Origin of the sequence: Rudaea sp. (genome assembly GCF_036383415.1) — a bacterium.
Classification (GTDB): Bacteria; Pseudomonadota; Gammaproteobacteria; order Xanthomonadales; family Rhodanobacteraceae; genus Rudaea.
Genome location: NZ_DASVOK010000143.1, coordinates 1 through 24,245, shown reverse-complemented (window position 1 = coordinate 24,245; position 24,245 = coordinate 1). Strand labels below are relative to the sequence as shown.

Below are 24,245 nucleotides of genomic sequence, written 5' to 3'. Positions count from 1 at the left end.
CTCGCCTACATGCGCGGGCGCACGCTCAATGACTCGTTCGTCATTCTCGACGAGGCACAGAACACGACGGTCGAGCAGATGAAGATGTTCCTCACGCGCATCGGCTTCGGCTCGGTCGCGGTCGTCACTGGCGACCTGACCCAGATCGACCTGCCCAAGCAGGTGAAGAGTGGACTGCGCGATGCGGTCGAAGTGCTGGCCAAGGTCGAGGGCGTCAGCATGACCTTCTTCGAAGCCAAGGACGTCGTGCGCCATCCACTCGTGCAGCGCATCGTGCGCGCGTACGAAGCACGCGAGGCCGATGTGAAGCCCAGGGGCGAGGCGACGAAAGCGTGAGCGCCCGCCTCGATCTTTGCGTATTCGTGCAAAACGATTTCGGCCGGCGCGGCGTTCCGGTTTCGCGCTCATTCGAGGCCTGGGTGCACGCCGCGCTGACCGGTCGACGCCGGGGCCGAATCGAGGTGAACATCGCCCTGTTCGAAGTCGAAGCGGCACGCGACTTCAATCTGCGCTATCGCGACAAGGACTACGCGACCAATGTCCTGAGCTTTCCGTACGAGCCCGCGCCACGCGAGAAATCCGGCCTGCTCGGCGATCTCGTTCTTTGTCCGCCCGTGGTCGCGCGCGAAGCCAACGAACAGGGCAAACGGGTGCGCGACCACTATGCCCACCTCACCGTCCACGGCGTGCTGCACCTGATCGGCTACGACCACGAGAACGAAAAAGACGCCCGCAAAATGGAGGCGCTCGAGCGCCGCATATTGGCCGGGCTCGGCATCGCTGATCCTTATAACTGATTGATTTCAAAATATTTATAATTCCGTCACCGATTCTCCGGTATACTGGGAGGCCGCCCGGATGGGCTTTGCCTCGACGTAGATGAACGACGATCCTCCGAATTCGGCCCCGCCGCGATCCTGGCTGGACCGGATCAGCCAGATGGTCTCTGGCGAACCGCGCAACATCGAAGAATTGCTCGAGGAGCTGCGTCACGCGCAGGCGAATGGCCTGCTTTCCGATGACACCTTGTCGATGGTCGAAGGCGCCATCGAAGTGGCCGACCAGCAGGTCGGCGATGTCATGGTTCCACGCGCACAGATGGTCGTGCTGCCGGTCGAGGCGCCGTTCGAGGAAATCCTGCGCCGCGTGATCGAGTCGGGGCATTCGCGCTTCCCCGTGCACGCCGAAGATGCCGACGAGATCGTCGGCATCCTGCTGGCCAAGGACCTGCTCAAGAGTTTCGCCAACGGCGCCGCGCCACGCGACATCCGTCCGCTGCTGCGCCCGGTCGCGATGATCCCCGAATCGAAACGGCTCGATATCCTACTCAAGGAATTCCGCCTCTCGCGCAACCACATGGCGATCGTGATGGACGAGTACGGCGGCGTCGCCGGCCTGATCACGATCGAGGACGTGCTCGAGGAAATCGTCGGCGAGATCGACGATGAGCACGACGAGGAAGATCCCGCGCGCAAGAAACTGATCCAGGCCCAGCCCGACGGCCGCTTCCTGGTCAACGCGCTGACCCCGATCGCGGATTTCAACGAGCGCCTCGGCAGCCGTTTCTCCGACGACGAGTTCGACACGATCGGCGGCATGGTCACGAGCGAGTTCGGCCACCTGCCCGAGACCGGTGAGGAAGTCGACCTCGGCGGCTTCCATTTCCACGTGACCCGCGCAGACGACCGCCGCGTGCTGCAGTTTGCCGTGCGGCCGGTCGATGCTTGAGCGGACCGATTCGCGGACGCGTCGATGGCAACGCGCCTTCGCTGCGTTGCTTTGCTGCCTGCTGATTGTCCCGGCGTTCGCGCAGACCACCGAAACCGCGCCCGCCGAGCCCGGCGCCCATCTCGCCGTCTCGCTGATCACCTTCGGCCCAGGCGAGGAACTCTGGGAGCGCTTTGGCCACAACGCGATCGAAGTGCGCGACGACGCAACCGGCACCGCGCGCCTGTACAACTACGGCATGTTCGACTTCGCGCAGGAGAATTTCTTCCTCAACTTCGCGCGCGGCCGCATGATGTATCGCATCGCGGTCGGCGATCCGGCCGAGGAATATCCGGTCTACGTCGACGAAGGCCGCTGGATCGTACGCCAGGAGCTGAACCTGACGCCGGCGCAACGCGGCAAGCTCGCCGAATACCTCGAATGGAACGCGCGCCCCGAGAACGCGCAGTACCGCTACGACTACTTCCGCGCCAACTGCTCCACACGCGTGCGCGACGCGCTCGACATGGCGCTCGGCGGAGCGATCAAGGCCCAGCTCATCTCGCCCTCGCGCGGCTTCACCTACCGCATGGACGCCGACCGGCTCATGCGTCCCGACACGGCGCTGATGCTCGGCATCGATGCCGGCCTCGGCCCCTACTCCGACCAGCGCCTGTCGTACTGGGACGAGAGCTTCGTGCCGATGGAATTCATGCGCCATGCGCGCGAGATTTCGTTGACCGACGCCGCCGGCAACAAGCTGTCGCTCGTCGCCAGCGAAACCGTATTGAACAAGGGCCACCTGCCCGATCCGCAGGAATTCCCGCCGCGTTGGACCTGGGGTGCGCTTGCTACGGGGATCATCACTGCGCTGATTCTGCTCGGCCTCGCGCGCGCGCGCGGAACCGCCGCCGCGCGCATCGCGTTCGCGACGAGCACGAGCTTGATCGCTCTCGTTTGCGGCATTGGCGGCCTCGTCCTGATCGGACTATGGGCGTTTACCGAGCATGTTTCTGCCTGGCGCAACGAAAACGTCCTTCTGCTCAATCCGCTGTGTCTCCTCCTGCTGCCGGCATGGCTCGGCGCATTCCGCCGACGCTGGCGACCGACGCACTTCGCCCAGCGCGTTGCCTGGACGATCGCGTTCTGCGCCGTGCTCGCCTGGTTCGTGAAGATTTTGCCCGGCTTCGTGCAAGACAACTGGCTGTGGATCGCGCTGCTGTTGCCGCTGCACCTCACCCTGGCGTTTACCGTGACACAACTTCGTTCACGTCTGCATTTGTAACCGCGTGCGAGGCAGCGGCGATTGTGCATTCGCTCGCGAATGGGGCATGATCAACGCCATTGCAGATGAAATCAGGGAGGATTCCGCATGCCATTCGCTCACCTATCGTCGTTTGCGAACCTCTGCATTTCGACGTTCATGCTCTTTGCCGTCGCCGCGAACGCACAGACGCCCGCACCGCTGAGCACGCTCGATCTCAAGCTTTATACCAACGGCACTGTTTACACTTCCGTTCGTCTGGCTGACGGCAGCATCGTTTTCGGCGGTTCGTTCTCGCAGATCAACGGCGTCGAACGGCGGAATCTTGCGCGCTTGAACGCCGATGGCGGCGTGGATATGAACTGGAATCCCGGCACTGACTATCCTGTGATCGCCCTAGCCGCCGACGGCAAGAACAATATCTATGTCGGCGGAAATTTCTCGATTATCGGCAATCAATCCCACTACCACATCGCCAAACTGTCCGCGAACGGGACTGGGACTGCGGACCCGAATTGGAATGGGGAATTGCCGTGCAGCAACTTCCATTCCTTGGCGATAAACAGTGCCGGCGATCTTTTCGTCGGCAGCTACAGCTGCTTCGTGGGCACAACGACGACAGGTGTGGTGAAGCTTTCCGGTGCAACGGGAGCCCTCGTTTCATCATGGGTGCCGCAGACCACCAATTATGTCACGGCGATTGCGGTGGACGCAGACGACAACCTTTATCTCGGCGGGACTTTCTCATCGGTCGGCGGTCAACCCAGGAAATATCTGGCGAAAGTTTCCAGTCTTGGTACCGGAGCCTTGGACCCGACATGGAACCCTGCGCCGACGAGCCCGGCGGGAATCGCGCGCATCAACGCGCTTGTTCTCGACGGCAAGGGCAGTGTGTTCGTCGGCGGCAGCTTCACCTCGATCGGCGGACAGACGCGCAACAACATCGCCAAGCTTTCGACTACTGGAACAGGTGCTGCGGATGCGACCTGGAGTCCTTCGGCCAACAACAGCGTCAATGCGTTGGCCATCGACAGCAACGGCCGCGTGATCGCAGGCGGTGCGTTTACGTCGATCGGCGGCCAATCCGATACGGCAGTGGCGCGATTGTCCGCAACCGACGCCGGCAATGCCGACACAAGCTGGCATGTTGCGACCTTGGGGGTTAGCGGCAACATCGTCAACACCATCGTTCCGAACAAGGATGGGAGCGTCTACGTCGGCGGTTTCTTTTCTATGATTGCGGACCGCGAGCGCCATTCGTTTGCGAAGATCGCTTCGGACGGCAGCCTCGCCTCGCCGCTCGATGCGATTACTCCGACAGGAATAGTCAACGCAATCGCAAGCCAACCCAACGGCGGCGTGATCGTCGGTGGGTATTTCTCAGGAGCCGGCGACGCTGTTCGCGGCAACGCGCTGCGCCTGAAGCCCGACGGCAGCATCGACCCCACATGGAATCCCAGCACCGACGCACCCGGCAAGCTCGGCGTCGAGGCCATAGCTACTGACAGTATGGGAAACGTTTATCTCGGCGGTGAGTTCAGCCAAGTCGGCGGATTGCCTCGCTCGGGCGTCGCCAAAGTATCGGCGAGCGGTCAAGTGGACAAGAGCTGGGGTGGCAGTTCGAGTTCAATCGGAACCACCACGATCGATCGGTGGTATTACGGAGTCGAAGCGCTTGCGCTGTCGCCCCTCGACAACAGCGTCATCATTGGCGGCGATTTCAACAAGGTCGGCGGACAGGTTCGATCCGGCATCGCCAAGATATCAGCCGCAGGCGTCCTCGATCCCAGTTGGAATCCTTCCGTGGTATTCGCGGCCGGCAACTACGGAGTCCGTTCACTTGCTGTTGATGCCGCGGGTTCGATTTTCCTCGGCGGCGACTTTTTGACCATCGCTGGTCAATCCAAAGCTGGGCTGGCCAAGGTTTTGGCAAACGGGAACCTCGACTCGTCGTTCAATTCAGATTCGTCTGACGTTTTCACATTGCTGCTGGACGGAAAAGGCAATTTGTACACGGCGGGCAAATCTAGCGTACAAAAACGTTCGGCCCAAAGCGGCCTATCGAACAGCGCCTGGAACGCCACGGTGGCTGACGGATTATCGTTCAAGGATTATGACGCGATGGTGTGGGCTGCATTCCCATCTCATGTCCATGCCTTGGCGCTTGCCCCGAACGGCGATCTCTTTGCGGGGGGATTGTTCGGCACAGCTAGTCGCAATGCATCCAGTTCGGGAGCATTACCGGAATTGCGCACGCGTCCTTATCTCGCCAAGTTTTCCGCTTCGGACGGCGCTGCCCTTGATCTCGGCTGGAATCCGGTCGCTGACGACGCCGTCTACGCGTTGGCTGTCGACGACAAGGGGACGCTGTACACGGGCGGCGTCTTCTCCATCATCGGCGGCCAGCTTCACAACGGATTTGCCGCGATACCCACGAACGATGGCTCACCTCCGAGCGTACCGAATCATCTCAATCAGTTCGGCTGGACCGGCGCTTGGTACAACCGGGATACCTCGGGTCAAGGAATACTGCTGCAGATCATTCCAAGCTCAGATAGCTCGGGCAACGGCACCTTGTTCGGAGGGTGGTTCACCTACGATTCGCCCTACAGCAATCGCGGCACCGGACAACGCTGGTACACCTTGCAGGGTCCCGTAGATGCAACGAGCAGGATCGCCAGCGTGCCCGTCTATGCAACTTCAATGTATCCGCCTTCCTCTCCCATTGTGGCGGCGGTGGAAGTCGGCAGGGCAATGCTCACCTTCAACGACTGTACACACGCCACGTTGACGTATTCGGTTTACGAGCCTACTCCCAAAAGCCCTGCTTCCAGTGGACAACCCAATGCTGTCGGCGACGGCAGCATGGCGTTGACGCGGCTCGGTGGGAACCCTGCCTGTTCGCCATCCGGTGACTCGCCGTACTCCCCGGATTTCCTGCTCTCTGGCGGTTGGTACGATCCGAAAGTAAAGTTTTCGGGACTAGTCTTGGATGTCGACGTGCAGTCGAATGTTTTCTTCGCCGCGTGGTACAGGAACGTGGCTGACGGCAATCCGGACCACGTCGCGTCGGAACGCTGGTACACGATCCAGGGTCCTTACTCTTCCGGCGTCAGTTCGCTGCAGAACATGCCCATCTACCAGGGTAGTGGCGGCGTGTTCGACACCCCGTCCAAAGTCACTACGACACAGGTTGGCACGGGCAATGTCGTGTTCAAAGACTGCGCCAATGCAACGTTTAACTACAGCTTTACCAGTGGTCGCGACGCAGGAACCAGCGGTCAACTCGATCTGATCCGTGGCGTGTTCAAGCCGTCTTCCTGCAATCCCTAGGTTTGCACATCGGCTGTCGGTAGCGATTGCAGCCGTCATCGCGCTTCCGGCATCATGCGCGGGTTCACCGCCACGGCGATAGAATCATGGACATGTCGGTCCAGCCCAGCACCCAAGGCAGTGCTCCCGCAGCCGCGGCGCAGGCCGATTCCGCGACGCCGATGCTGGTCAACTGCATCGCCTACGGCAAGGACGGGCGCAAGCTCGGCAATGTCGAACTCGACGACATCAGCGACGTGCTGCAATACGCCGACCAGTTCATCTGGGTCGGCCTGCACGAACCCGATGAGGCGCTGCTCGGCAAACTCCAGGAAGAGTTCGGTTTGCATGACCTCGCGATCGAGGACGCGCACTGCGCGCACCAGCGGCCGAAGATCGAGATCTACGACGACGTGCTGTTCGTCGTGCTGCACACCGCGCAGGTGGTGAACGGCAAGATCGAGTTCGGCGAGACGCACATCTTCCTCGGCAAGAATTTCCTGCTTACCGTGCGCCACGGTGCCTCGCTGTCCTACGCCGCGCCGCGCAAGGCCTGCGAGCAGACGCCGGAACTCATGGCGCTGGGGCCAAGTTACGCGATGTACTCCGTGCTCGATTTCATCGTCGACAACTTCATGCCGATCGTGTCGACGTTCAAGGAAGAACTGCACGAGCTCGAGAAGGAAATCTTCGAGGACACTTTCAAGCGCGAGGTGATCGAGCGTATCTATCTGCTCAAGCGCGAGCTCGTCACGCTGCGCCTGGCGGTGTCGCCGATGCAGGACATCCTCAACCAGCTCTCGCGATTCCACGGCAAGCAGATCGACGACGAGGTTCGCCCCTACCTGCGCGACGTCTACGACCACGCCACGCGCATCAGCGATGCGACCAACACGATGGGCGAACTGCTCACCGCGGCGATGAACGTCAACCTCGCGATGGTCAGCGTCGCGCAGAACGAAGTGGTCAAGCGCCTCGCCGGTTGGGCGGGCCTGCTCGCCGCGCCGACGCTGATCGCGAGCTGGTACGGCATGAATTTCCACAACATGCCCGAGCTCTCGACCGATTACGGTTACTACATCCTGATCGGGGCGACGGTAGCAATCTGCATTGGCCTGTACGTCGTGCTCAAGCGCGCGAAGTGGTTGTAATGTTCTACCGCCGCTAGGCGAGAAGACGAAATGTGAATTTCTCATACCGTGTTCTCGTTTTGTATCAAGAGCACCCGCTAATCTGACACTTCGGTTTCTCAGGAGTAGCCTATGCCCACTCGTCCAAAAGTCCTTTGGGCAATTTGGTTGTTGATCGCCGCGTCGAATGCCGTCGCACAGGTGAACCTGCTGATCCCCGCCGAAACCGGTCAGGCAGCAACGCAATCATCGCTAATTTCCCCCGTATCGCATCCCGGCGCGCGGAGGCTCGTTGCACTCAATGTATCTGCCATCGACAAGATGAAGGCCGGCGACGAAAGCAATTTGGTCGCGCCGAATGGGACGGCTTACCGTTTGATCTACGATCGCACCGAAGCGGCTTATGGCGGTGGGCGCGTGTGGGTGGGACACATGCGCGACCACGGCCAGGATTTCCCCGTTCTCATTTCAACGTACGCCGGCCAGGTCAACGGCAACATCTCCACGCCAGCGGGAAAGTTACGCCTGGAAGGAGAAGAACGGCATGCCGTCCTCACCGACATCGGGGCAGCAGACGAGCAACTCCTGATTCCATCGCTGGACGACACAATGCCTGCCAAGGTTGGCAGTCCGATAAATCGCACCAGCCCGGATTCGACATCAGCCATACAGGCGACCGCAAACGCGGCCAGTTCCGGCTCTCCCGCCCAAATCGATCTGCTGATCCTCTTCACCGGGCAGATGCAGACACAACTTGGAGGCTACGCGGCGACGATCACCAGGCTAAACCTGCTCGTCGCAACTGCGAACAGCGCATACACGAACAGTCAGATCTATGCCTCCCTGAATCTCGTCTATGCGCAGGCAATCAACTATTCCTACTCGGACAAGACCGTCAGCGACGACACCGCCTTGAACAGCATGCAAAGTGACTCTGCCGTTGCGACTTTGCGCAATCAGTACGGAGCCGACGTGGTCGTGATGGTGCGGCCGTTCCAAGCCTCGGTCTGTGGCTTGGGCTTCCAGACACAGGACTTCAGCTATTCCGACTACGCCTTTGCCGTCGTCGAAGACGGCAGCAACGGTGGCTACTACTGCGATGTCACCACGCTGACTCACGAGGTGGGCCATGTCATGGGTGCTGCGCACGATGTGGCAACATCGCTCCAATCGGCGGCGCAAAGCGGCCAGAACTGTAACGCCGATCCCAATCATCCCTGCACCGACGGGACACCGAGCTACAACCGCGGATACTGCAATGGCAACGCCGGCACGATCATGTCGTACACCGTCGCCGCCAACGGCTGCGCACCACTCTCACCGTATTTTTCGAACCCGAATCTCAACACATGCAACTCGGGCAGCTGCGGCGTACCGATCGGCACGCCATACACCGTCGGCAGCACGACCGTGACCGGCGCGGACAGCACGACCGCAATCAACGCAAACGCGCCTGCAATGGCAACGTGGAGAACACGACCGACGAAATTCACGGCACTGACCCCCTCGCGCATACTCGATACGCGTCGGGGCATGCCGACCTCGGACGGCACGTTCGCCGGCAACGGAGCGATGGGCGTGAACACGCAACTAGACCTGTCAGTCGCCGGTCGCGGCGGGGTGCCGTCGATCGGTGCGGGCGCCGTGATCATGAACGTAACGGTCACCAATCCAAGTGCGATCGGCTACATCACCGCCTGGCCGACCGGCAGCGCTCGCCCCAACGCGTCGAACATCAACTTCGTTCCAGGCCAAACCATACCCAACCTGGTTGTGGCCAAGCTGGGCAACAATGGCAACGTGTCGTTTTACAACGAAGGCAGTACAACGGATCTGATCGCCGACGTCGCGGGCTGGTTTCCGACGGGCTCCGCGTTCGTCCCGCTGGTTCCCGCGCGCTTGCTCGACACGCGAACCACTGGCACCGGCTTGCCGGTAACGGGAGGGACCGAACTCGACCTTGCTGTCGCCGGCCGCGGCGGTGTTCCCGCCAGCGGCGCCGACTCCGTCGTGTTCAACCTCACCGTGACGCAGCCGGCCAACTTCGGCCACATCACCGCATGGCCCGCAGGCAGTACACAACCCAATGCGTCCAGCATCAATTTCGTACAGGGCCAGACCATTGCCAACCTGGTGATCTCGAAAATCGGCGCGAACGGCAGCGTGGCCCTGAGCCCGAGCGCCACTACCCATATCGTTGCGGATGTGGCCGGCTGGTTTCCGGCCGGCTCCGAGCTGACAGCAATCACTCCTGCACGCCTGCTCGACACGCGGCCCGGCATGTCCACCGTCGACGGCCAGTTCGCGGGAGGCCCTCTCATCGGCCCCGGCACCGAGATGCCCCTTACGGTCACCGGAAGGGCGGGAATCCCAAGCTCCGGCGTCGGCGCAGTGGTGTTGAACGTCGTCGCCGTGCAGCCTACTGCATTGAGCTTCCTGACGGTCTGGCCGACAGGCAGTACACGCCCCAATGCGTCGAACCTCAATTTCGTCGCGGGCGACATCGTGGCCAACCTTGTCGTGGCCAAAGTCGGCACGAACGGCCAAGTGTCCATTTACAACGAGTCGGGGAACACAAACGTGGTCGCAGATGTGGTTGGCTGGTTTGCCCCGAGTCCGTGATCAGGAGCAGGAGTCGAGACTGTCTCCTCGACGCGTAAAACCCGCAAGACCCGCTTGACGGCGTTGCAGCCTCGCATGACACTCGCTCAAGCAAAAACAGCAGCGGGAGAGAGGCTATGAGCGGAATGACCGGCAGGCTGGTATGGGGTGCGATTGCCGTTGCAGGCGCTATGTGTCTGGGCGTCGTCGCGCTGAGTCGCGGCGAATCGGTCAATGCGATCTGGCTCGTCGCCGCGGCGATCGCGGTGTTCGCGATCGCCTATCGCTTCTACTCGAAGTTCATCGCCGACAAGGTGCTCGGCCTCGATCCGACACGTGCGACACCGGCACGCCTGCGCAACGACGGTCTCGACTACGTGCCGACCGACAAGTGGATCGTCTACGGCCACCACTTCGCCGCGATCGCCGGCGCCGGCCCGCTCGTCGGCCCGGTGCTCGCCGCGCAGATGGGTTACCTGCCCGGCACGCTGTGGATCCTCGCCGGCGTCGTCCTCGCCGGCGCGGTGCAGGACTTCATGATCCTCGGTCTCTCGGTGCGCCGCGATGCTCGCTCGCTCGGCCACATGCTGCGCGCCGAACTCGGCAATGCCGCCGGCGTGACCTGCATGATCGGCGTGCTCGTGCTGATGATGATCGTGCTCGCCGTGCTCGCGCTCGTCGTAGTGAAAGCGCTCGCGATCAGCCCGTGGGGCACGTTCACCGTGGCCTGCACGATTCCGATCGCGATCTTCATGGGCATCTACCTGCGCTTCCTGCGCCCGGGCCGCGTGCTCGAGGTGTCGATCATCGGCCTGGTGCTGTTGCTCGTTTCGATCTGGCTCGGCGGCGTGGTCGCGGCCGATCCGGCGTGGGCGAAATATTTCACCTTCAATGCCGCGCAGCTTGCCTGGCTCGTGATCGGCTACGGCTTCTTTGCCTCGGTGCTGCCGGTGTGGCTGCTGCTCGCGCCGCGCGACTATCTGTCGACCTTCCTCAAGATCGGCACGATCGTGTTGCTCGCGATTGCGATCTTCTTCTCGACGCCGTATCTGCAGATGCCGGCGGTGACGAAATTCATCGACGGCACCGGCCCGGTGTTCCAGGGCAACCTGTTCCCGTTCCTGTTCATCACGATAGCCTGCGGCGCGGTGTCAGGCTGGCATTCGATCATCTCCTCGGGCACCACGCCGAAGCTGCTGTCGAACGAATCCGAGGCGCGCATGGTCGGCTACGGCGGCATGCTGACCGAGGCTGCGGTCGCGATCATGGCGATCATCGCTGCGAGCGCGCTGCATCCGGGCGTCTACTTCGCGATGAATTCGCCGAGCGCGCTGATCGGCAGCGACGTTACGAGTGCGGCAACCGCGATCAGTCAGTGGGGCTTCGTCGTCACGCCCGACCAACTGACGCAAACAGCAAAAGACATAGGCGAATCGACCATCCTCTCTCGCGCCGGCGGCGCACCGACGCTCGCGGTCGGCATGGCGCAGCTGCTGCACGGAATCATGCCGAGCGCTGGCATGATGGCGTTCTGGTACCACTATGCGATCCTGTTCGAGGCGCTGTTCATCCTCACTACCGTCGATGCGGGCACACGCGTCGGCCGCTTCATGATCCAGGAACTTGTCGGCCTCGCCGTGCCCGCGCTGAAGAAGACCGAGTCGTGGGGTGCAAACATCGTCACCACAGTGTTCTGCGTCGCAATCTGGGGCTATTTCCTTTACGCGGGCGCAACCGATCCGCTCGGCGGCATCAACACGCTGTGGCCGCTGTTCGGCATCGCCAACCAGATGCTCGCGGCGATTGCGCTGATGCTTTGCCTCGTCGTAGTGGTGAAGAAGAAGCTCGCGCGCTACGCTTGGGTACCGGGCATCCCGGCCGCGTGGCTCGTGATCTGCACGCTGTCTGCGGGCTGGGTAAAACTGTTCGATGCGAAGATCAGCTTCCCCGCTGCCGCGGCGAAGTATTCGCAGGGCATCGCGGACGGCAAGCTGATCGCGCCGGCGAAAACCGCAGCCGAAATGCAGCAGATTGTCACCAACAACACGATCGATGCGGTGCTGACCGGATTGTTCATGGCCCTCGTCGTCGCCACCGTCGCGTTCGGCTTGCGCGCGATCCTCAAGGCGAATGCCGCCGCGCAACCGACCGCGAACGAGGAGCCCTACATCGCGCTTGCCTCGCTGTCGCGCTGAGCTCGGAATACGGAACATGTCGATCGCGATCGCAGCCAATGCAGTCCAGCAGTTCTGGCGCCGCGCCGTGCAAACGGCGCGGCTCGCGATCGGCGTGCCCGACTACGACACCTACGTATTGCATCTGCGCCGCAACCATCCCGAACGCGTGATTCCCAGCTACGAGGAATTCTTCCGCCAGCGCCAGGATGCACGCTACAAGAACGGCGGTACGCGCGGTTGCTGCTGAACCCGCGCTCGGGTGCCCACGGCCCCGCCTGACAGACCATGCCTGCATTCGAATGATGCGCCGTACGGACCACGTGTCCCACGGCGGCGCAACTTGCGCTCCGTCACGTTGCTGATACGCTGCGCGTAACCAATAGGGGAAGCAAAGAATGAGCCTGAAGCTGCGCCTGATCGTGATGAATTTCCTCCAGTTCTTCGTCTGGGGGGCTTGGCTGATCTCGATCGGCGCATACTGGTTCCAGAACAAGCATTGGTCGGGCACGCAGTTCGGTGCGATCTTCTCGACGATGGGCATCGCCTCGCTGTTCATGCCCACGATCGCCGGCATCCTCGCCGACCGCTGGATCAACGCCGAGCGCCTCTACGGCATCCTCCATCTGCTCGGCGCCGGGCTTTTGCTGGTGTTGCCGACGGTCGAAGACCCGGGCACGTTCTTCTGGGTCATCCTGCTGACGATGATGTGCTACATGCCGACGATCGCGCTCGCGATCGCGGTGTCGTACAACGCGCTCAAGCAGGGCGGCGAGGACATCGTGCAGGTGTATCCGCCGATCCGCGTCTGGGGCACGGTCGGTTTCGTCGTCGCGCTGTGGGTGATCGCGCTGCTGCATCTCGGCACTTCGCCGGGCCAGTTCTACGTCGCCGCCACCGCCGCGGTTGCACTCGGCCTGTACGCGTTCACCCTGCCACCCTGCCCGCCCAAGCTCGGCCGGCCGTTCGACCAGGCACTCGGCGATCCGCAGAAACTCGAAGTCGGCGCGCTCGACGCGTTCGGTCGCTCGAACCGGTTCGCGCTGCTCGTCGACACATTCGGCCTGCGTGCGTTCACCTTGTTCAAGAACCCGAAGCTCGCGATCTTCTTCATCTTCGCAATGCTGCTCGGCGCGGCGCTGCAGCTGACCAACGCCTACGGCGACACCTTCCTTCACGACTTCGCCAAACTCGATGCGTACAAGAGCGACTTCGCCGTGCGCTATCCCGAGTTCATCATGTCGATCTCGCAGATCTCGGAAACGCTGTGCATCCTGCTGATCCCGTTCTTCCTCAAGCGTTTCGGCATCAAGACCGTGATGCTGCTGAGCATGATCGCGTGGACGCTGCGCTTCGGCCTGTTCGCCTACGGTGATCCGGGATCGGGCCTGTGGATGGTGGTGCTGTCGTGCATCGTCTACGGCCTCGCCTTCGACTTCTTCAACATCTCGGGTTCCTTGTTCGTCGAAGGCCAAAGCGACGAAAAGATCCGCGCGAGCGCGCAGGGCCTGTTCATGCTGATGACCAACGGCATCGGCGCCGTGCTCGGTAGCACGATCTCGGGCTACGTCATCGACCGTTTCTTCACCGACCATACCTGCAGCGAGGCCGTCGCGATCTGCAAGAACTGGCCCGGCATCTGGACGATGTTCGCGTTGTACGCGCTGGTCACCGGCGTTGCCTTCGCCCTGCTGTTCAAGCACAAGCACGAGCCGGCCGAGCTGGCCAAGGCGCAGATCGCGCATTGAGCCTTTGCTTCCCTCCTCTCGGTCGGAGAAGGGAAGCAAGTACAATACGCGGATGCAGATAGGCCCCTACCGCATAGCCCCGCCCGTCGCGCTCGCGCCGATGGCGGGCGTGACCGACAAACCGTTCCGCCAGCTTTGCAAGAAGCTCGGCGCCGGTCTGGCCGTGTCCGAGATGACGACGAGCGATCCGCGCCTGTGGACGACGCGCAAGTCGCTCAAGCGCATGGACCATGCCGGCGAGCCCGATCCGGTCAGCGTGCAGATCGCCGGCTACGATCCGACGATGCTCGCCGAGGCGGCACGCTACAACGTCGACCATGGCGCGCAGATCGTCGACATCAACATGGGCTGTCCCGCAAAAAAAGTCTGCAACGTCTACGCGGGTTCGGCACTGCTGCAGGACGAGGCGCTGGTCGCGCGCATCTGCGCGGCGACCGCGCGCGCGGTGGACGTGCCGGTAACGCTGAAGATCCGCACTGGCTGGAACCGCGACAACAGGAACGGCGTGCGCATTGCGCAAATCGCGCAGGACTCCGGCATCGCCGCGCTCGCCGTGCACGGCCGCACGCGCGCCGACCTCTACAACGGCGAGGCCGAGTACGACACGATCGTGGCAATTAAGAATGCCGTATCGATTCCCGTATTCGCCAATGGCGATATCGACTCGCCGCAGAAAGCGCGCGATGTGCTGAAGTATACAAATTGCGACGGCGTATTGATCGGTCGCGCGGCGCAGGGCCGGCCGTGGATATTCCGCGAGATTGCGCACTTCCTGGCCACAGGCGAGACGCTCGCGCCGCCCTCGCCGGCCGAAGTCTGCGCGATCTTGGTCGAGCATCTCGAAAACCTCTACGCTTTCTACGGCGAGCAACAGGGCCTGCGCATCGCGCGCAAGCATCTGGGCTGGTACGCGAAGGACCGCGAGGAAAACGCCGCGTTTCGCGCCGTGGCGAATCGCGCCGAAAGTGCGGCCGAACAGTTGCGCCTTACGCGCGAGTATTTCGGCGAGGCCACCTCGCTCGCACGCGCGGCTTGATCACGGCGTCGCCGCCGATTGCAGCGCTGTCCAGGAACGCGCCGACCAGTGCGCCATGGTATTTAGAGCGACGCAACACCCACGACAGGCGCCGGCGCAGGTCGAGGAACGGCGTACGCAGCGCCACGAGGCGCCGCGCCTTCACCGCATCGGCAACCGCGACCGCGGGCAGACAGGCGATGCCGAGGCCGGCAATCACGGCCTGCTTGATCGCCTCGCTCTGGCCGAGCTCGAGCACGGTACGCCCGGGCGGCAGCGAAGCGAGCACGCGCTCGGTCATCGCACGCGTGCCCGAACCGTCCTCGCGCAGGATCCAGCGCGCATCGGCGAAATCCTCGGAGCGCAGCCGCGTGCGCTTCGCAAGCGCGTGGTCGGGCCGTGTACAGATCACGAGCTCATCCTCACGCCACGGCCGCACCTCGATGTCGGCGTGCGCGACGGCGCCCTCGACGCAGCCGAGATCGAGCGCGTGGTCGAGCAGGCCCTTGACGATCGCATCGGTGTTGCCGACGGTCAGCCGCACCGATACCTGTGGTTGCTGCGCCGTGAACGCACCGAGCAGGTCGCCGACGAGATAGTTGCCGATCGTGTTGCTCGCACCAAGACGCAGTTCGCCCTCGAGCGCGCCGCCGCGTCCGTGCATGCTGCGCTTGAGTTCCACGGTGCGTTCGAGAATCTCCTGCGCGAGCGGCAGCGCATCGCGTCCGCGCTCGCCGAGATACAGGCGCCCGCGCTTGCGGTCGAACAGATCCACGCCGAGCTGCGTTTCGAGCTCGGCCAGCGCCATGCTCAGCGCGGGTTGCGACAAGTGCAGGCGTTCCGCCGCCGCGCGCACGCTACCTTCTTGCGCAACCGCGACAAAGACTTCGAGCTGGCGCAGACTGATTCCAAGCATGTTTGTCTCCGACAAATCGCTCTTGGTCGTCAATGATGTTGATATATCAGTAAATCTTATTCCTTGGATAAATAGTTTTCAATTTTCTTATCGAAATTTTGCAGCGAGAATGTGCAGAATCCACGAGAGTCAGCCGCCGTGAGCACCAGCGCCAGCGCCATCGCCGCATCCGCCGTTCAACCCGTCGGGTTTTCCCTGCGCCGCCTTCTGCCGGGCCTCGCCCTCGCGCTGGCGCTTGGCGTCGCCGGCCTGCTGTTGGCCAGTTGGGCGCCGCTGCAGCGCGCGCAGATCAGCGCGCTGACGATCGCGATCGTGCTCGGCATGACCATCGGCAACAGCTTCGGCGCACAACTGCCGGCGACGTTGTCGCCCGGCGTCGTATTCGCACAGCAAAAGCTGCTGCGTCTCGGCGTGATTCTCTACGGCCTGCGCCTGTCATTCGGTCAGATCGCCGCGATCGGCCCGGCCGGCCTCGCGATAGATACCATCATCGTCGTCGGCACGCTCGCGCTCGGCTCGTTCCTCGGCCGGCGCGTGTTCGGCCTCGACCGCGACAGCGCTCTGTTGACCGGCGTCGGCAGCGCGATCTGCGGCGCCGCTGCCGTGCTCGCGCTCGAACGCGTGCTCAAGCCCGATCCGGCCAAGGTCGCGATCGCAGTCGCCACGGTCGTGTTGTTTGGCACGCTCGACATCTTCCTCTACCCCGCGCTCTATCCCTACCTGCACATGGACGCGGCGCATTTTGGTCTCTACACCGGCGCGACCGTGCACGAGGTTGCGCAGGTAATCGCGGTCGGCAGCGCGGTCGATCCGGCGACGGCCGACAGCGCCGTCGTGGTCAAGCTCACGCGCGTGATGCTGCTGGTGCCTGTGCTGTTCTTCTTCGGTTGGCGCCAGACGAAGCTCGCAAACTCCGCCAGCGGCGAGAAGACGAAAGTGCCGTTGCCGTGGTTCGCACTCGCCTTCGTCGCGGTCAGCGCGATCAATTCGCTCGTTGCCTTCCCGCCGGCGATCAAAGCGCCGCTGCTGACCTTCGATACGCTTCTGCTTGCCGCGGCAATGGCCGCCCTCGGCCTCGAGACCCGCGTCGCCAAGCTGCGTAGTCTCGGCCCGAAGCCGCTGCTGCTCGCCGCGCTGCTGTGGCTGTGGCTGATCCTCGGCGGCGCCGCGATGGTGCACGTCCTGGCTTGAAACAACGAAGCAGGCCCGCGTTTGCGCGCCGGCCCGCTTCGTCGGATCCAGACTTACTGCATCGAATTGCCGAGCTTGTTCGACACCGCCGCCGTCGCACCGGGCACAAGCGGCACACCGATGCTCTTGTCGGATCCCTGACCGTTCTGCGCGGCGGCAGGGCCGCTGCCCATGAACAGGTCGCTCATGGTTGGCAGGTCGGTATCGCAGGCATGGTTGAGGCAAGGCAGGCCGAGACCGGCCTCGATCGACTTCAGCAGCGAGAAATGGTTGTAGTAGACCGCGCTCTGCACGCCACCCGCGGCGTAGTTGGTGTCGACGATCACCGGCACCTGATTGATGTTCGGTGAGAGGCTGTAATCGTTCTCGTCCCAGACGATGACGATGGCGTTCTTGCCCTTGTGCCATGCCGGCGACTTCTTGATCGCACCGACGAGCTTGCGCAGCATCATGTCGCCGCGCAGGATCAACGCGGGGTTCAAGCCTGACTGCGAGCCGTCATCACTCGGATCGTAGGCACAACTCTGGTCGGAATTGCCGCGGCCGTGCTGATCGTTGCACTGGTTCGGCGCGATCAGCGAATAGGTCGGCACGTTGCCCGAGGCCAGATCGGCGTAGAGACCGCCCGCGCCGGTGAAATCGACAACGTTGTCGAGGCTGTTGTTCGGATCCCAGCCTTCCTGCACGTTCTGGAAGTAGACGAACGGATTGTGCTTGGCCGCGTACAGCGCGACGATCCCGCTCTGCGCCAGCGCCGGCGTCATCGGCGGCAGAATCGCGGCGAAGTTCGTATTGTTGGTGAACAGGCCGTCGCTGTAGTTGACGTTGTCGGCGCCTTCCTGCGGAAGGTTTTCCTGATAGCTCTTCCAGCTCATGCCGGAAGCGACGAGCTGATCGGCGATGGTCTTGCCGGAGGTGTGTTTGTTGGCGGCGTAGGACTTCTGACCGTCGATATTGACCGTTCCTGGCGCGCCCTGGGTTTCGTTCGTCGTGTCGATCGCCGGAATCGCGGCATCGGTGCCGACGCCCGCGATCGGACAAACCTTCGGGCTGGCCGGAGTATCGGTGTTGGCCGTGCCCGAAGCGAGATTCGTGGTGCAGTAGAAATTGTGCCAGTCGGGGTAGTTGTCGCTCTGCACGCCGAAGTTCGAGCCGCCGACGATTTCGAGATAGTTGTTCAGGCTCGGATGGGCGACGGCGAAATAATTCGTCGCCAGGTTCGTGGTGCGCGCGTAATAGTTGGTGAATGGTGCATTGGGATTGCCGATGATCTGGCTGTAGCCGTGGTTCTCCATCATGATCACGAACACGTGATCGAGATGCGGAATACCGGTCGGCACGGGGCCTTCGGTGGCAAAAGCGCCGGAAATGGCGCAGGACAAAGCTCCGAGAGCGGCAGCGATTCTTTTCATGACGGTCATACCTCGCGTGGATTGAAGGAACGACTCCCATCGACCCCCAGGTTGCGCGGAACGAACCGCGCAACCACCCCAATCGGGGCGCGAGTGTGTGTTGTTGCTGTGTCAGGCAGATGACGTCGCGACGGGCGGCGTCACGCGGGCTGCCTAGAACCTGTCTCAAAACGTGGCGAGCGAAGGCAGTTCGCGCGACGCCGGAGCGCAGGAACCGGAGTGTACGTAGAAGTACATGAGGATTCCGAGCACCGCCGGCGCGCGAAATGTCGAGCGCAGTAGTTTTGAGACAGGTTCTACTTGGTGCCGAACAGGCGATCGCCCGCATCGCCGAGGCCCGGCACGATGTAGCCGTGATCGTTGAGATGGCTGTCGATCGCCGCGGCGTAGATCGGCACGTCGGGATGCGCTTCCTGCAGCGTCTTGATGCCTTCGGGCGCGGCGACGAGGCAGACGAACTTGATCGCCTGCGCGCCACGGTCCTTGATGCGGTCGAGCGCGGCCACGGCCGAGTGCCCGGTCGCGAGCATCGGGTCGAGCACGACGGCGAGACGCTCGCCGATGTCGAGCGGCAGCTTGCAGTAGTACTCGACTGCCTCGAGCGTATGCGGATCGCGGTACAGGCCGACGTGACCGACGCGTGCGGATGGGATCAGATCGAGCATGCCGTCGAGCAGGCCGTTGCCGGCGCGCAGGATCGAGATCAGACACAGTTTCTTCGACGACAGCGTCGGCGCATCGATCTTCGCCAGCGGCGTCTCGATCTTCGTCGTTTCCAGCGGCAGGTCACGCGTGACTTCGTAGGCGAGCAGGGTCGCGATCTCGCGCAGCAGCTGGCGGAACTCGGCGGTCGAGGCCTCTTTGCGCCGCATCAGCGTGAGCTTGTGCTGCACCAGGGGATGATCGATTACGACGACGTTGGACATGCTCACATTCCTCTATAGCAACAGTTTTTGGCCGCGCTCAAAAAACCGTTCCGTCACTGACGATATTCAGTGGCGGCGCACCGCCGGGACGACGCTCGGCGGCAATCTTGCGTCCCGCCGTCCATGTACCACCTTCGAGCACGCGCGCGAGTGGCAGCGCTGCCGCGTCGAGGCCGACCTTGGCGCGGATGCACTCAGCGAGCCGGTCGAGGCCGATCACGGTCAACGCACGCCACTCGACGATCGCCGGATGGTCGACGGTCAGCGCCTGGGTATACAAATTCGCATCGCGTGCGGTGACCACGCCGAAGTCGATCAGCAGGCCACCGTTGCGATATTCGGGCAGTCCGGTGAGCTGATCGAGGCCGGTGACTTCGAGGCCACCGTCGGCCAGCGGTTCGAGCAGCGAGTAGGCGAGCCACTGGGTGAGCTTGTGGAACGGCACGAGGCCGTCGGTCGGGTCGTTCGCATCGACCACCGCACTCGGATGTTTCCAGCAATCGCCGAGATCGACGCCGCCGATCTCCAGCCTTCCCGGCCACACCGGACCCAGCGCGTGCAGCAGGGTTTCGAGCAGCAGCGTCGCCGGAATTTTTCCATCGACCGCGCGTGCGGCGAGATGGTCATAGAGATTGCCCAGACGCGCGGGCGTGCCGAACACATCCGCATTGACGCGCGCCGCCGCGCCGAGCCTGCGCAACAGATTCACGCGACCTTCAACGCCAACCAACGGATTCATCGCATCGACCTGGAAACCGTGCGCAACATCGTCGCTGGCGATCTGCATGAGTGCTGACGCGTCGCTGCGCAGCGGCGTGCTCTTGTCGGCGGCGAACGCACCGTTGACGAACATGTCGAAGCTGGCGACGCCGAGACCTTCCGAGCGCGAAAAGCCTTTGTGGTGCGCCTCGTCGTAGTACTCCCACGACGCGCCCGCGCCGGCGTCGAGCAGCACGCTCGGGATCGTGAGATCGATGCCGATGCGTGCGCGTTCGGCGGCGTGCTCTGGGCCGGACAATCCGCGCTGCTGGACCAGCTCGTTCCAGCGATCGATACCGCCCGCCTCGAAATGGCGGCGGCGGCTATGGATCGGCACGTTGAGGTCGGGGAAGCGTTTGCGCATCACGCCGAGCACGTAGTCGGCGCAGGAGTCGAGCCTGTCTGCGTGCCAGGTGAAATGCGGTGTTTTGCCTGCTTCGGCCGCGGCCATGATGCGTGCGCAGCGCTCGCGCACCGCGGCGGCGCTCAACAATTTCAGCGCAGCCTGCTTTTCCCTGCTCTCCGCTCCGTGCTCGCCGTTATTCATTCAATCCGCGCCCCTTCGCCTTCTCCAACTCTGCCGCCGTCGGCGCCGCCTCGGTACTGAAGTAGCCCGCGGCCACTTTCGCATCCATCTCCACGCGCGCATCCTGTGGAATCAGTTCATCGGGAATCGCCACGCGTTCGACCACTTCGATGCCCTGCTCGGTCAGCGCGCCGTGCTTCATGTTGCTCATCGACGCCCAGCGATCGATGCGCGTGATGCCGAGCCAGTGGAACACGTCGGGCATCAGCTCCTGGAAGCGCATGTCCTGCACGCCGGCGACGCATTCGGTGCGCGCGAAATAGGTCTCGGCGCGATCGCCGCCTTCCTGGCGCTTGCGCGCGTTGTAGACGAGGAACTTGGTCACCTCGCCGAGTGCGCGGCCTTCCTTGCGGTTGTAAACGACGAGGCCGACGCCACCCTGCTGCGCCATCTCGATGCACACCTCGATGCCGTGGGCGAGATACGGGCGGCAGGTGCAGATGTCCGAGCCGAACACGTCGGAGCCGTTGCATTCGTCGTGCACGCGGCAGGCAACCTTGGTTTCGGGCTTGCCGAGCTGATTGACGTCGCCGAAGAAGTACAGCGTCATGCCGCCGATTGGCGGCAGGAACACGTGGAGGTCGGGGCGCGTGACGAGTTCGGGAAACATGCCGCCGGTCTGTTCGAATAGGCCGCGGCGCAGATCCGATTCCTTGATCCCGAAGCGCTGGGCGATTCCGGGCAGATGCCAGACCGGATCGACAGCGGCCTTGGTCACTTTCACGTCGCCGTTCGCGTGCAGGATGTGACCGTCGGCCTTGAGCCGACCGGCCTCGATCGCATCCTTGAGTTCGGGCATGTTGATGTGCGCGCGTGTCACGGCAATCGTCGGGCGGATGTCGGCACCCGCGGCGATCTCGTCGGCAAACGCGGTCGCAACCATGTGCCCCCACGGGTCGAGCGAGACGATTTTGTCCTGCCCTTGCGCATTCTTCTCCCACCACTGCGCATGCGGGCCGAGCGCATCGGCCGGCGCGGTATTGGTCAGGTCAGGACGGTGGCCGCGGTCGAGCCGGCCGGACGCGATCGCGAGTGCGCGGTACACCGCGTAGGCGCCGGAATGCGTGCCGATGACGTTGCGTTTGGCGGGATCGGTCAGCGAGGCGATAATGGGCCCGCGCTGTTTTGGCGTTTCCGCACCCCAGTGGATCGGCGCCGCCTGACCGCGGCTGTCGGGGTGCGAAGTCAGGACGATATGGCGTGAACTCATGTCTTTATGCGGTCACAAAAATGCAGCATACAGAGTTTTAAGGCGCTGTAAAGTAGCGTCCTTGCTTCCTTCTCCTCTCGGGAGAAGGCGCCCCGCAGGGGCGGATGAGGAATAGGTATTTCAACTTCGAAAGGTATCGCGAAACCCGAATTCCCTACCCTCGTCCGGCGCTTCACGCCGCCTCCTTCCGAAGCGGAGAGAAGAAAATGTTTGGCCATCTAAACGCCCAAATAAGCGGACGCTGAACACCGGGACCCCGACCAGCTTTCGCGGCTGCAAATTGGCGCCCATCCGTGTATGATGCACGGTTTACATCTTTCCATCCGAATCAAAGGATATATACCGACATGAGCACCACCCTGTTCACCTCCGAATCGGTGTCCGAAGGCCATCCGGACAAGGTCGCCGACCAGATCTCCGACGCCGTCCTCGACGCCATCCTGGCGCAGGACAAGAAAGCACGCGTCGCCTGCGAAACGCTGGTGAAGACGGGCGTGGCGATCGTTGCCGGCGAGATCACCACGTCGGCGTGGGTGGACATCGAAGCGCTGACGCGCAAGGTCATCCTCGACATCGGCTACAACTCCAGCGAAGTCGGTTTCGACGGCGCCACTTGCGGCGTGATCAACCTGATCGGCAAGCAGTCGCCCGACATCAACCAGGGCGTCGACCGCAAGTCGCCGGAAGAACAAGGCGCGGGCGACCAGGGCCTGATGTTCGGCTACGCGACCAACGAAACGCGCGACTACATGCCGGCCGCGATCTACTACTCGCACCGCCTCGTCGAGCAGCAGACCAAGGTGCGCAAGAAGGGCAAGCTCAAGTGGCTGCGCCCCGACGCGAAGTCGCAGGTCACGCTGCGCTACGAAGACGGCAAGGCCGTGGCGATCGACGCCGTCGTGCTGTCGACCCAGCATGATCCGTCGGTCAAGCAGAAGGACCTGATCGCCGGCGTGCGCGAGGAAATCCTCAACCCGATCCTGCCGGCGAAGTGGATCCACAAGGGCACCAAGTTCCACATCAACCCGACCGGCAAGTTCGTCATCGGCGGTCCGGTCGGCGACTGCGGGCTGACCGGCCGCAAGATCATCGTCGACACCTACGGCGGCTGGGCCCGCCACGGCGGCGGCGCGTTCTCGGGCAAGGATCCGTCCAAGGTCGACCGTTCGGCTGCCTACGCGGCCCGCTACGTCGCGAAGAACATCGTCGCGGCCGGCCTCGCCGACCGTTGCGAAATCCAGGTCAGCTACGCGATCGGCGTGGCCGAACCGACCTCGATCTCGGTGACCACGTTCGGTACCGGCAAAATCAGCGATGAGAAGATCGAGAAGCTCGTGCGCAAGCACTTCGACCTGCGTCCGTACGGCATCATCAAGATGCTGGATCTCATCCACCCGATGTACCAGCAGACCGCCGCGCACGGCCACTTCGGCCGCACCCCGCAGTTGGTCAAGCTGCCGAACGGCGAAACCTTCACCACGTTCTCGTGGGAGAAGACCGACAAGGCCGAGCAACTGCGCGTGGATGCGAAGCTGAAGTAAGCGGTTCGTTTCACCGATTCACAAAAAGGCCGCTGATGCGGCCTTTTTTGTTGCGCGCGTCGAACCCGGCAAGGGTGCAGCCACCACTACGATTCGGCAAAACCGAACGCATTCACCACCGCGGCCATGTCAAGATCACCCATCCCGGCATCGTGCGCGCACCGGAACAGCGTGACGCAATCGCGCATGAGCGGAACCGATGCGTCCGCACACGCGGCTTGGTCGGCGACCAGATCGGCGATCGTCGCCACGTCGCGCACTGCGGCCTGCGGCGAGAAGTCCTCTCGCACCAGCTTGTCGAGCTTGGTGCGCGATACTTCGCTGGCCATTGGGCCGGCATTGAGGATACGACGCAGGAGCGCGAGGTCGATGCCAGATGCGCGGGCCGCATACACGGTTTCGCAGAGCGCGACCACCGTGGCGATGAGATAGTGGTTCACCGCCAGCTTCATGCGCAATGCGCCGGGCACCGCACCACAGCGAAACCATTGCGTGCACAGCGGTTCAAGCAACGGAAGCACTGCTTCCACCACATCGGCGGCGCCCGACACCATGCCGACCAGTCGCCCTTGTTCGGCCGGAACGCGCGAGCCGGAAACCGGCGCTTCGACGTAGCGCGCTCCACAGGCGACCAGATCGCGCTCCAACGCATGCGAATATTCGGGCGAGGTCGTGCCCATGTGGACGAAGACGCGACCAGTAACGCGCGCGCGGAACGCGGGCGTGTTGCGCTCGAGCACCGCGTCGATCGCC

General features: G+C 63.0%; 19 protein-coding genes. 13 read left to right on the top strand and 6 right to left on the bottom strand.

From position 1 onward, the window contains the following. The 11 genes from VF497_RS05665 to dusB form a co-directional block, all read left to right on the top strand. Positions 1-336: PhoH family protein (locus VF497_RS05665; protein ID WP_330886656.1), on the top strand; the 336-nt coding region annotated here is incomplete at its 5' end. After that, the gene (gene ybeY, locus VF497_RS05660; protein WP_330886655.1) at positions 333-797 is read left to right on the top strand and encodes an rRNA maturation RNase YbeY; all 465 of its coding nucleotides are present in this window, start codon (positions 333-335) and stop codon (positions 795-797) included. The genes VF497_RS05665 and ybeY, both read left to right, overlap by 4 nt. A gap of 82 nt (positions 798-879) precedes the next feature. After that, on the top strand, positions 880-1,728 hold the full coding sequence (locus VF497_RS05655; RefSeq protein WP_330886654.1) for an HlyC/CorC family transporter: 849 nt from the start codon (positions 880-882) through the stop codon (positions 1,726-1,728). Positions 1,729-1,774: 46 nt separating this feature from the next. Further along, positions 1,775-2,992, top strand: coding sequence for a DUF4105 domain-containing protein (locus VF497_RS05650; protein WP_330886653.1), 1,218 nt, complete (start codon positions 1,775-1,777; stop codon positions 2,990-2,992). A gap of 87 nt (positions 2,993-3,079) precedes the next feature. Next, entirely contained in the window at positions 3,080-6,304 is a 3,225-nt protein-coding gene (locus tag VF497_RS05645) for a hypothetical protein (RefSeq protein ID WP_330886652.1), read from the top strand. A gap of 161 nt (positions 6,305-6,465) precedes the next feature. After that, complete coding sequence (gene corA / locus VF497_RS05640) at positions 6,466-7,434, top strand: magnesium/cobalt transporter CorA (RefSeq protein WP_330886657.1); 969 nt, start codon at positions 6,466-6,468, stop codon at positions 7,432-7,434. A 111-nt stretch (positions 7,435-7,545) separates the two neighbouring features. Then, positions 7,546-10,035 (top strand): reprolysin-like metallopeptidase, encoded by a 2,490-nt coding sequence (locus VF497_RS05635; protein WP_330886651.1) that lies wholly within the window; start codon positions 7,546-7,548, stop codon positions 10,033-10,035. Positions 10,036-10,151: 116 nt separating this feature from the next. Next, the gene (locus tag VF497_RS05630) at positions 10,152-12,209 is read left to right on the top strand and encodes a carbon starvation CstA family protein (RefSeq protein WP_330886650.1); all 2,058 of its coding nucleotides are present in this window, start codon (positions 10,152-10,154) and stop codon (positions 12,207-12,209) included. A gap of 16 nt (positions 12,210-12,225) precedes the next feature. After that, entirely contained in the window at positions 12,226-12,438 is a 213-nt protein-coding gene (locus VF497_RS05625; RefSeq protein WP_330886649.1) for a YbdD/YjiX family protein, read from the top strand. A gap of 148 nt (positions 12,439-12,586) precedes the next feature. Continuing rightward, positions 12,587-13,936 (top strand): nucleoside permease, encoded by a 1,350-nt coding sequence (locus tag VF497_RS05620; protein ID WP_330886648.1) that lies wholly within the window; start codon positions 12,587-12,589, stop codon positions 13,934-13,936. A gap of 52 nt (positions 13,937-13,988) precedes the next feature. Next, complete coding sequence (gene dusB, locus VF497_RS05615) at positions 13,989-14,972, top strand: tRNA dihydrouridine synthase DusB (protein WP_330886647.1); 984 nt, start codon at positions 13,989-13,991, stop codon at positions 14,970-14,972. Here the strand turns inward: dusB and VF497_RS05610 are convergent. Beyond that, positions 14,923-15,867 (bottom strand): LysR substrate-binding domain-containing protein, encoded by a 945-nt coding sequence (locus VF497_RS05610; RefSeq protein WP_330886646.1) that lies wholly within the window; start codon positions 15,865-15,867, stop codon positions 14,923-14,925. The two genes, dusB and VF497_RS05610, sit on opposite strands and share 50 nt — an antisense overlap. A gap of 138 nt (positions 15,868-16,005) precedes the next feature. On the opposite strand from VF497_RS05610, the gene VF497_RS05605 reads away from it, so the two are divergent. Further along, entirely contained in the window at positions 16,006-17,058 is a 1,053-nt protein-coding gene (locus tag VF497_RS05605) for a YeiH family protein (protein WP_330886645.1), read from the top strand. 53 nt (positions 17,059-17,111) lie between these two features. Here VF497_RS05605 and VF497_RS05600 read toward each other — a convergent pair whose 3' ends face one another. The 4 genes from VF497_RS05600 to VF497_RS05585 all read right to left on the bottom strand — a co-directional run bounded on the left by VF497_RS05600 (position 17,112) and on the right by VF497_RS05585 (position 21,951). Beyond that, on the bottom strand, positions 17,112-18,470 hold the full coding sequence (locus VF497_RS05600) for an alkaline phosphatase family protein (protein WP_330886644.1): 1,359 nt from the start codon (positions 18,468-18,470) through the stop codon (positions 17,112-17,114). Positions 18,471-18,766: 296 nt separating this feature from the next. Further along, positions 18,767-19,396, bottom strand: a complete 630-nt coding sequence (upp, locus tag VF497_RS05595; protein ID WP_330886643.1) for a uracil phosphoribosyltransferase — start codon at positions 19,394-19,396, stop codon at positions 18,767-18,769. A gap of 37 nt (positions 19,397-19,433) precedes the next feature. Further along, positions 19,434-20,702, bottom strand: a complete 1,269-nt coding sequence (locus tag VF497_RS05590) for a URC4/urg3 family protein (RefSeq protein ID WP_330886642.1) — start codon at positions 20,700-20,702, stop codon at positions 19,434-19,436. Then, complete coding sequence (locus VF497_RS05585) at positions 20,695-21,951, bottom strand: GTP cyclohydrolase II (protein ID WP_330886641.1); 1,257 nt, start codon at positions 21,949-21,951, stop codon at positions 20,695-20,697. The genes VF497_RS05590 and VF497_RS05585 overlap by 8 nt, the downstream gene beginning before the upstream one ends. Before the next feature lie 347 nt (positions 21,952-22,298). On the opposite strand from VF497_RS05585, the gene metK reads away from it, so the two are divergent. Further along, positions 22,299-23,492, top strand: coding sequence for a methionine adenosyltransferase (gene metK, locus VF497_RS05580; protein WP_330886640.1), 1,194 nt, complete (start codon positions 22,299-22,301; stop codon positions 23,490-23,492). An 86-nt stretch (positions 23,493-23,578) separates the two neighbouring features. Here the strand turns inward: metK and VF497_RS05575 are convergent, their stop codons facing one another. Beyond that, positions 23,579-24,232, bottom strand: a complete 654-nt coding sequence (locus VF497_RS05575; RefSeq protein WP_330886639.1) for an NAD(P)-dependent oxidoreductase — start codon at positions 24,230-24,232, stop codon at positions 23,579-23,581. Between the last annotated feature and the right edge of the window lie 13 nt (positions 24,233-24,245).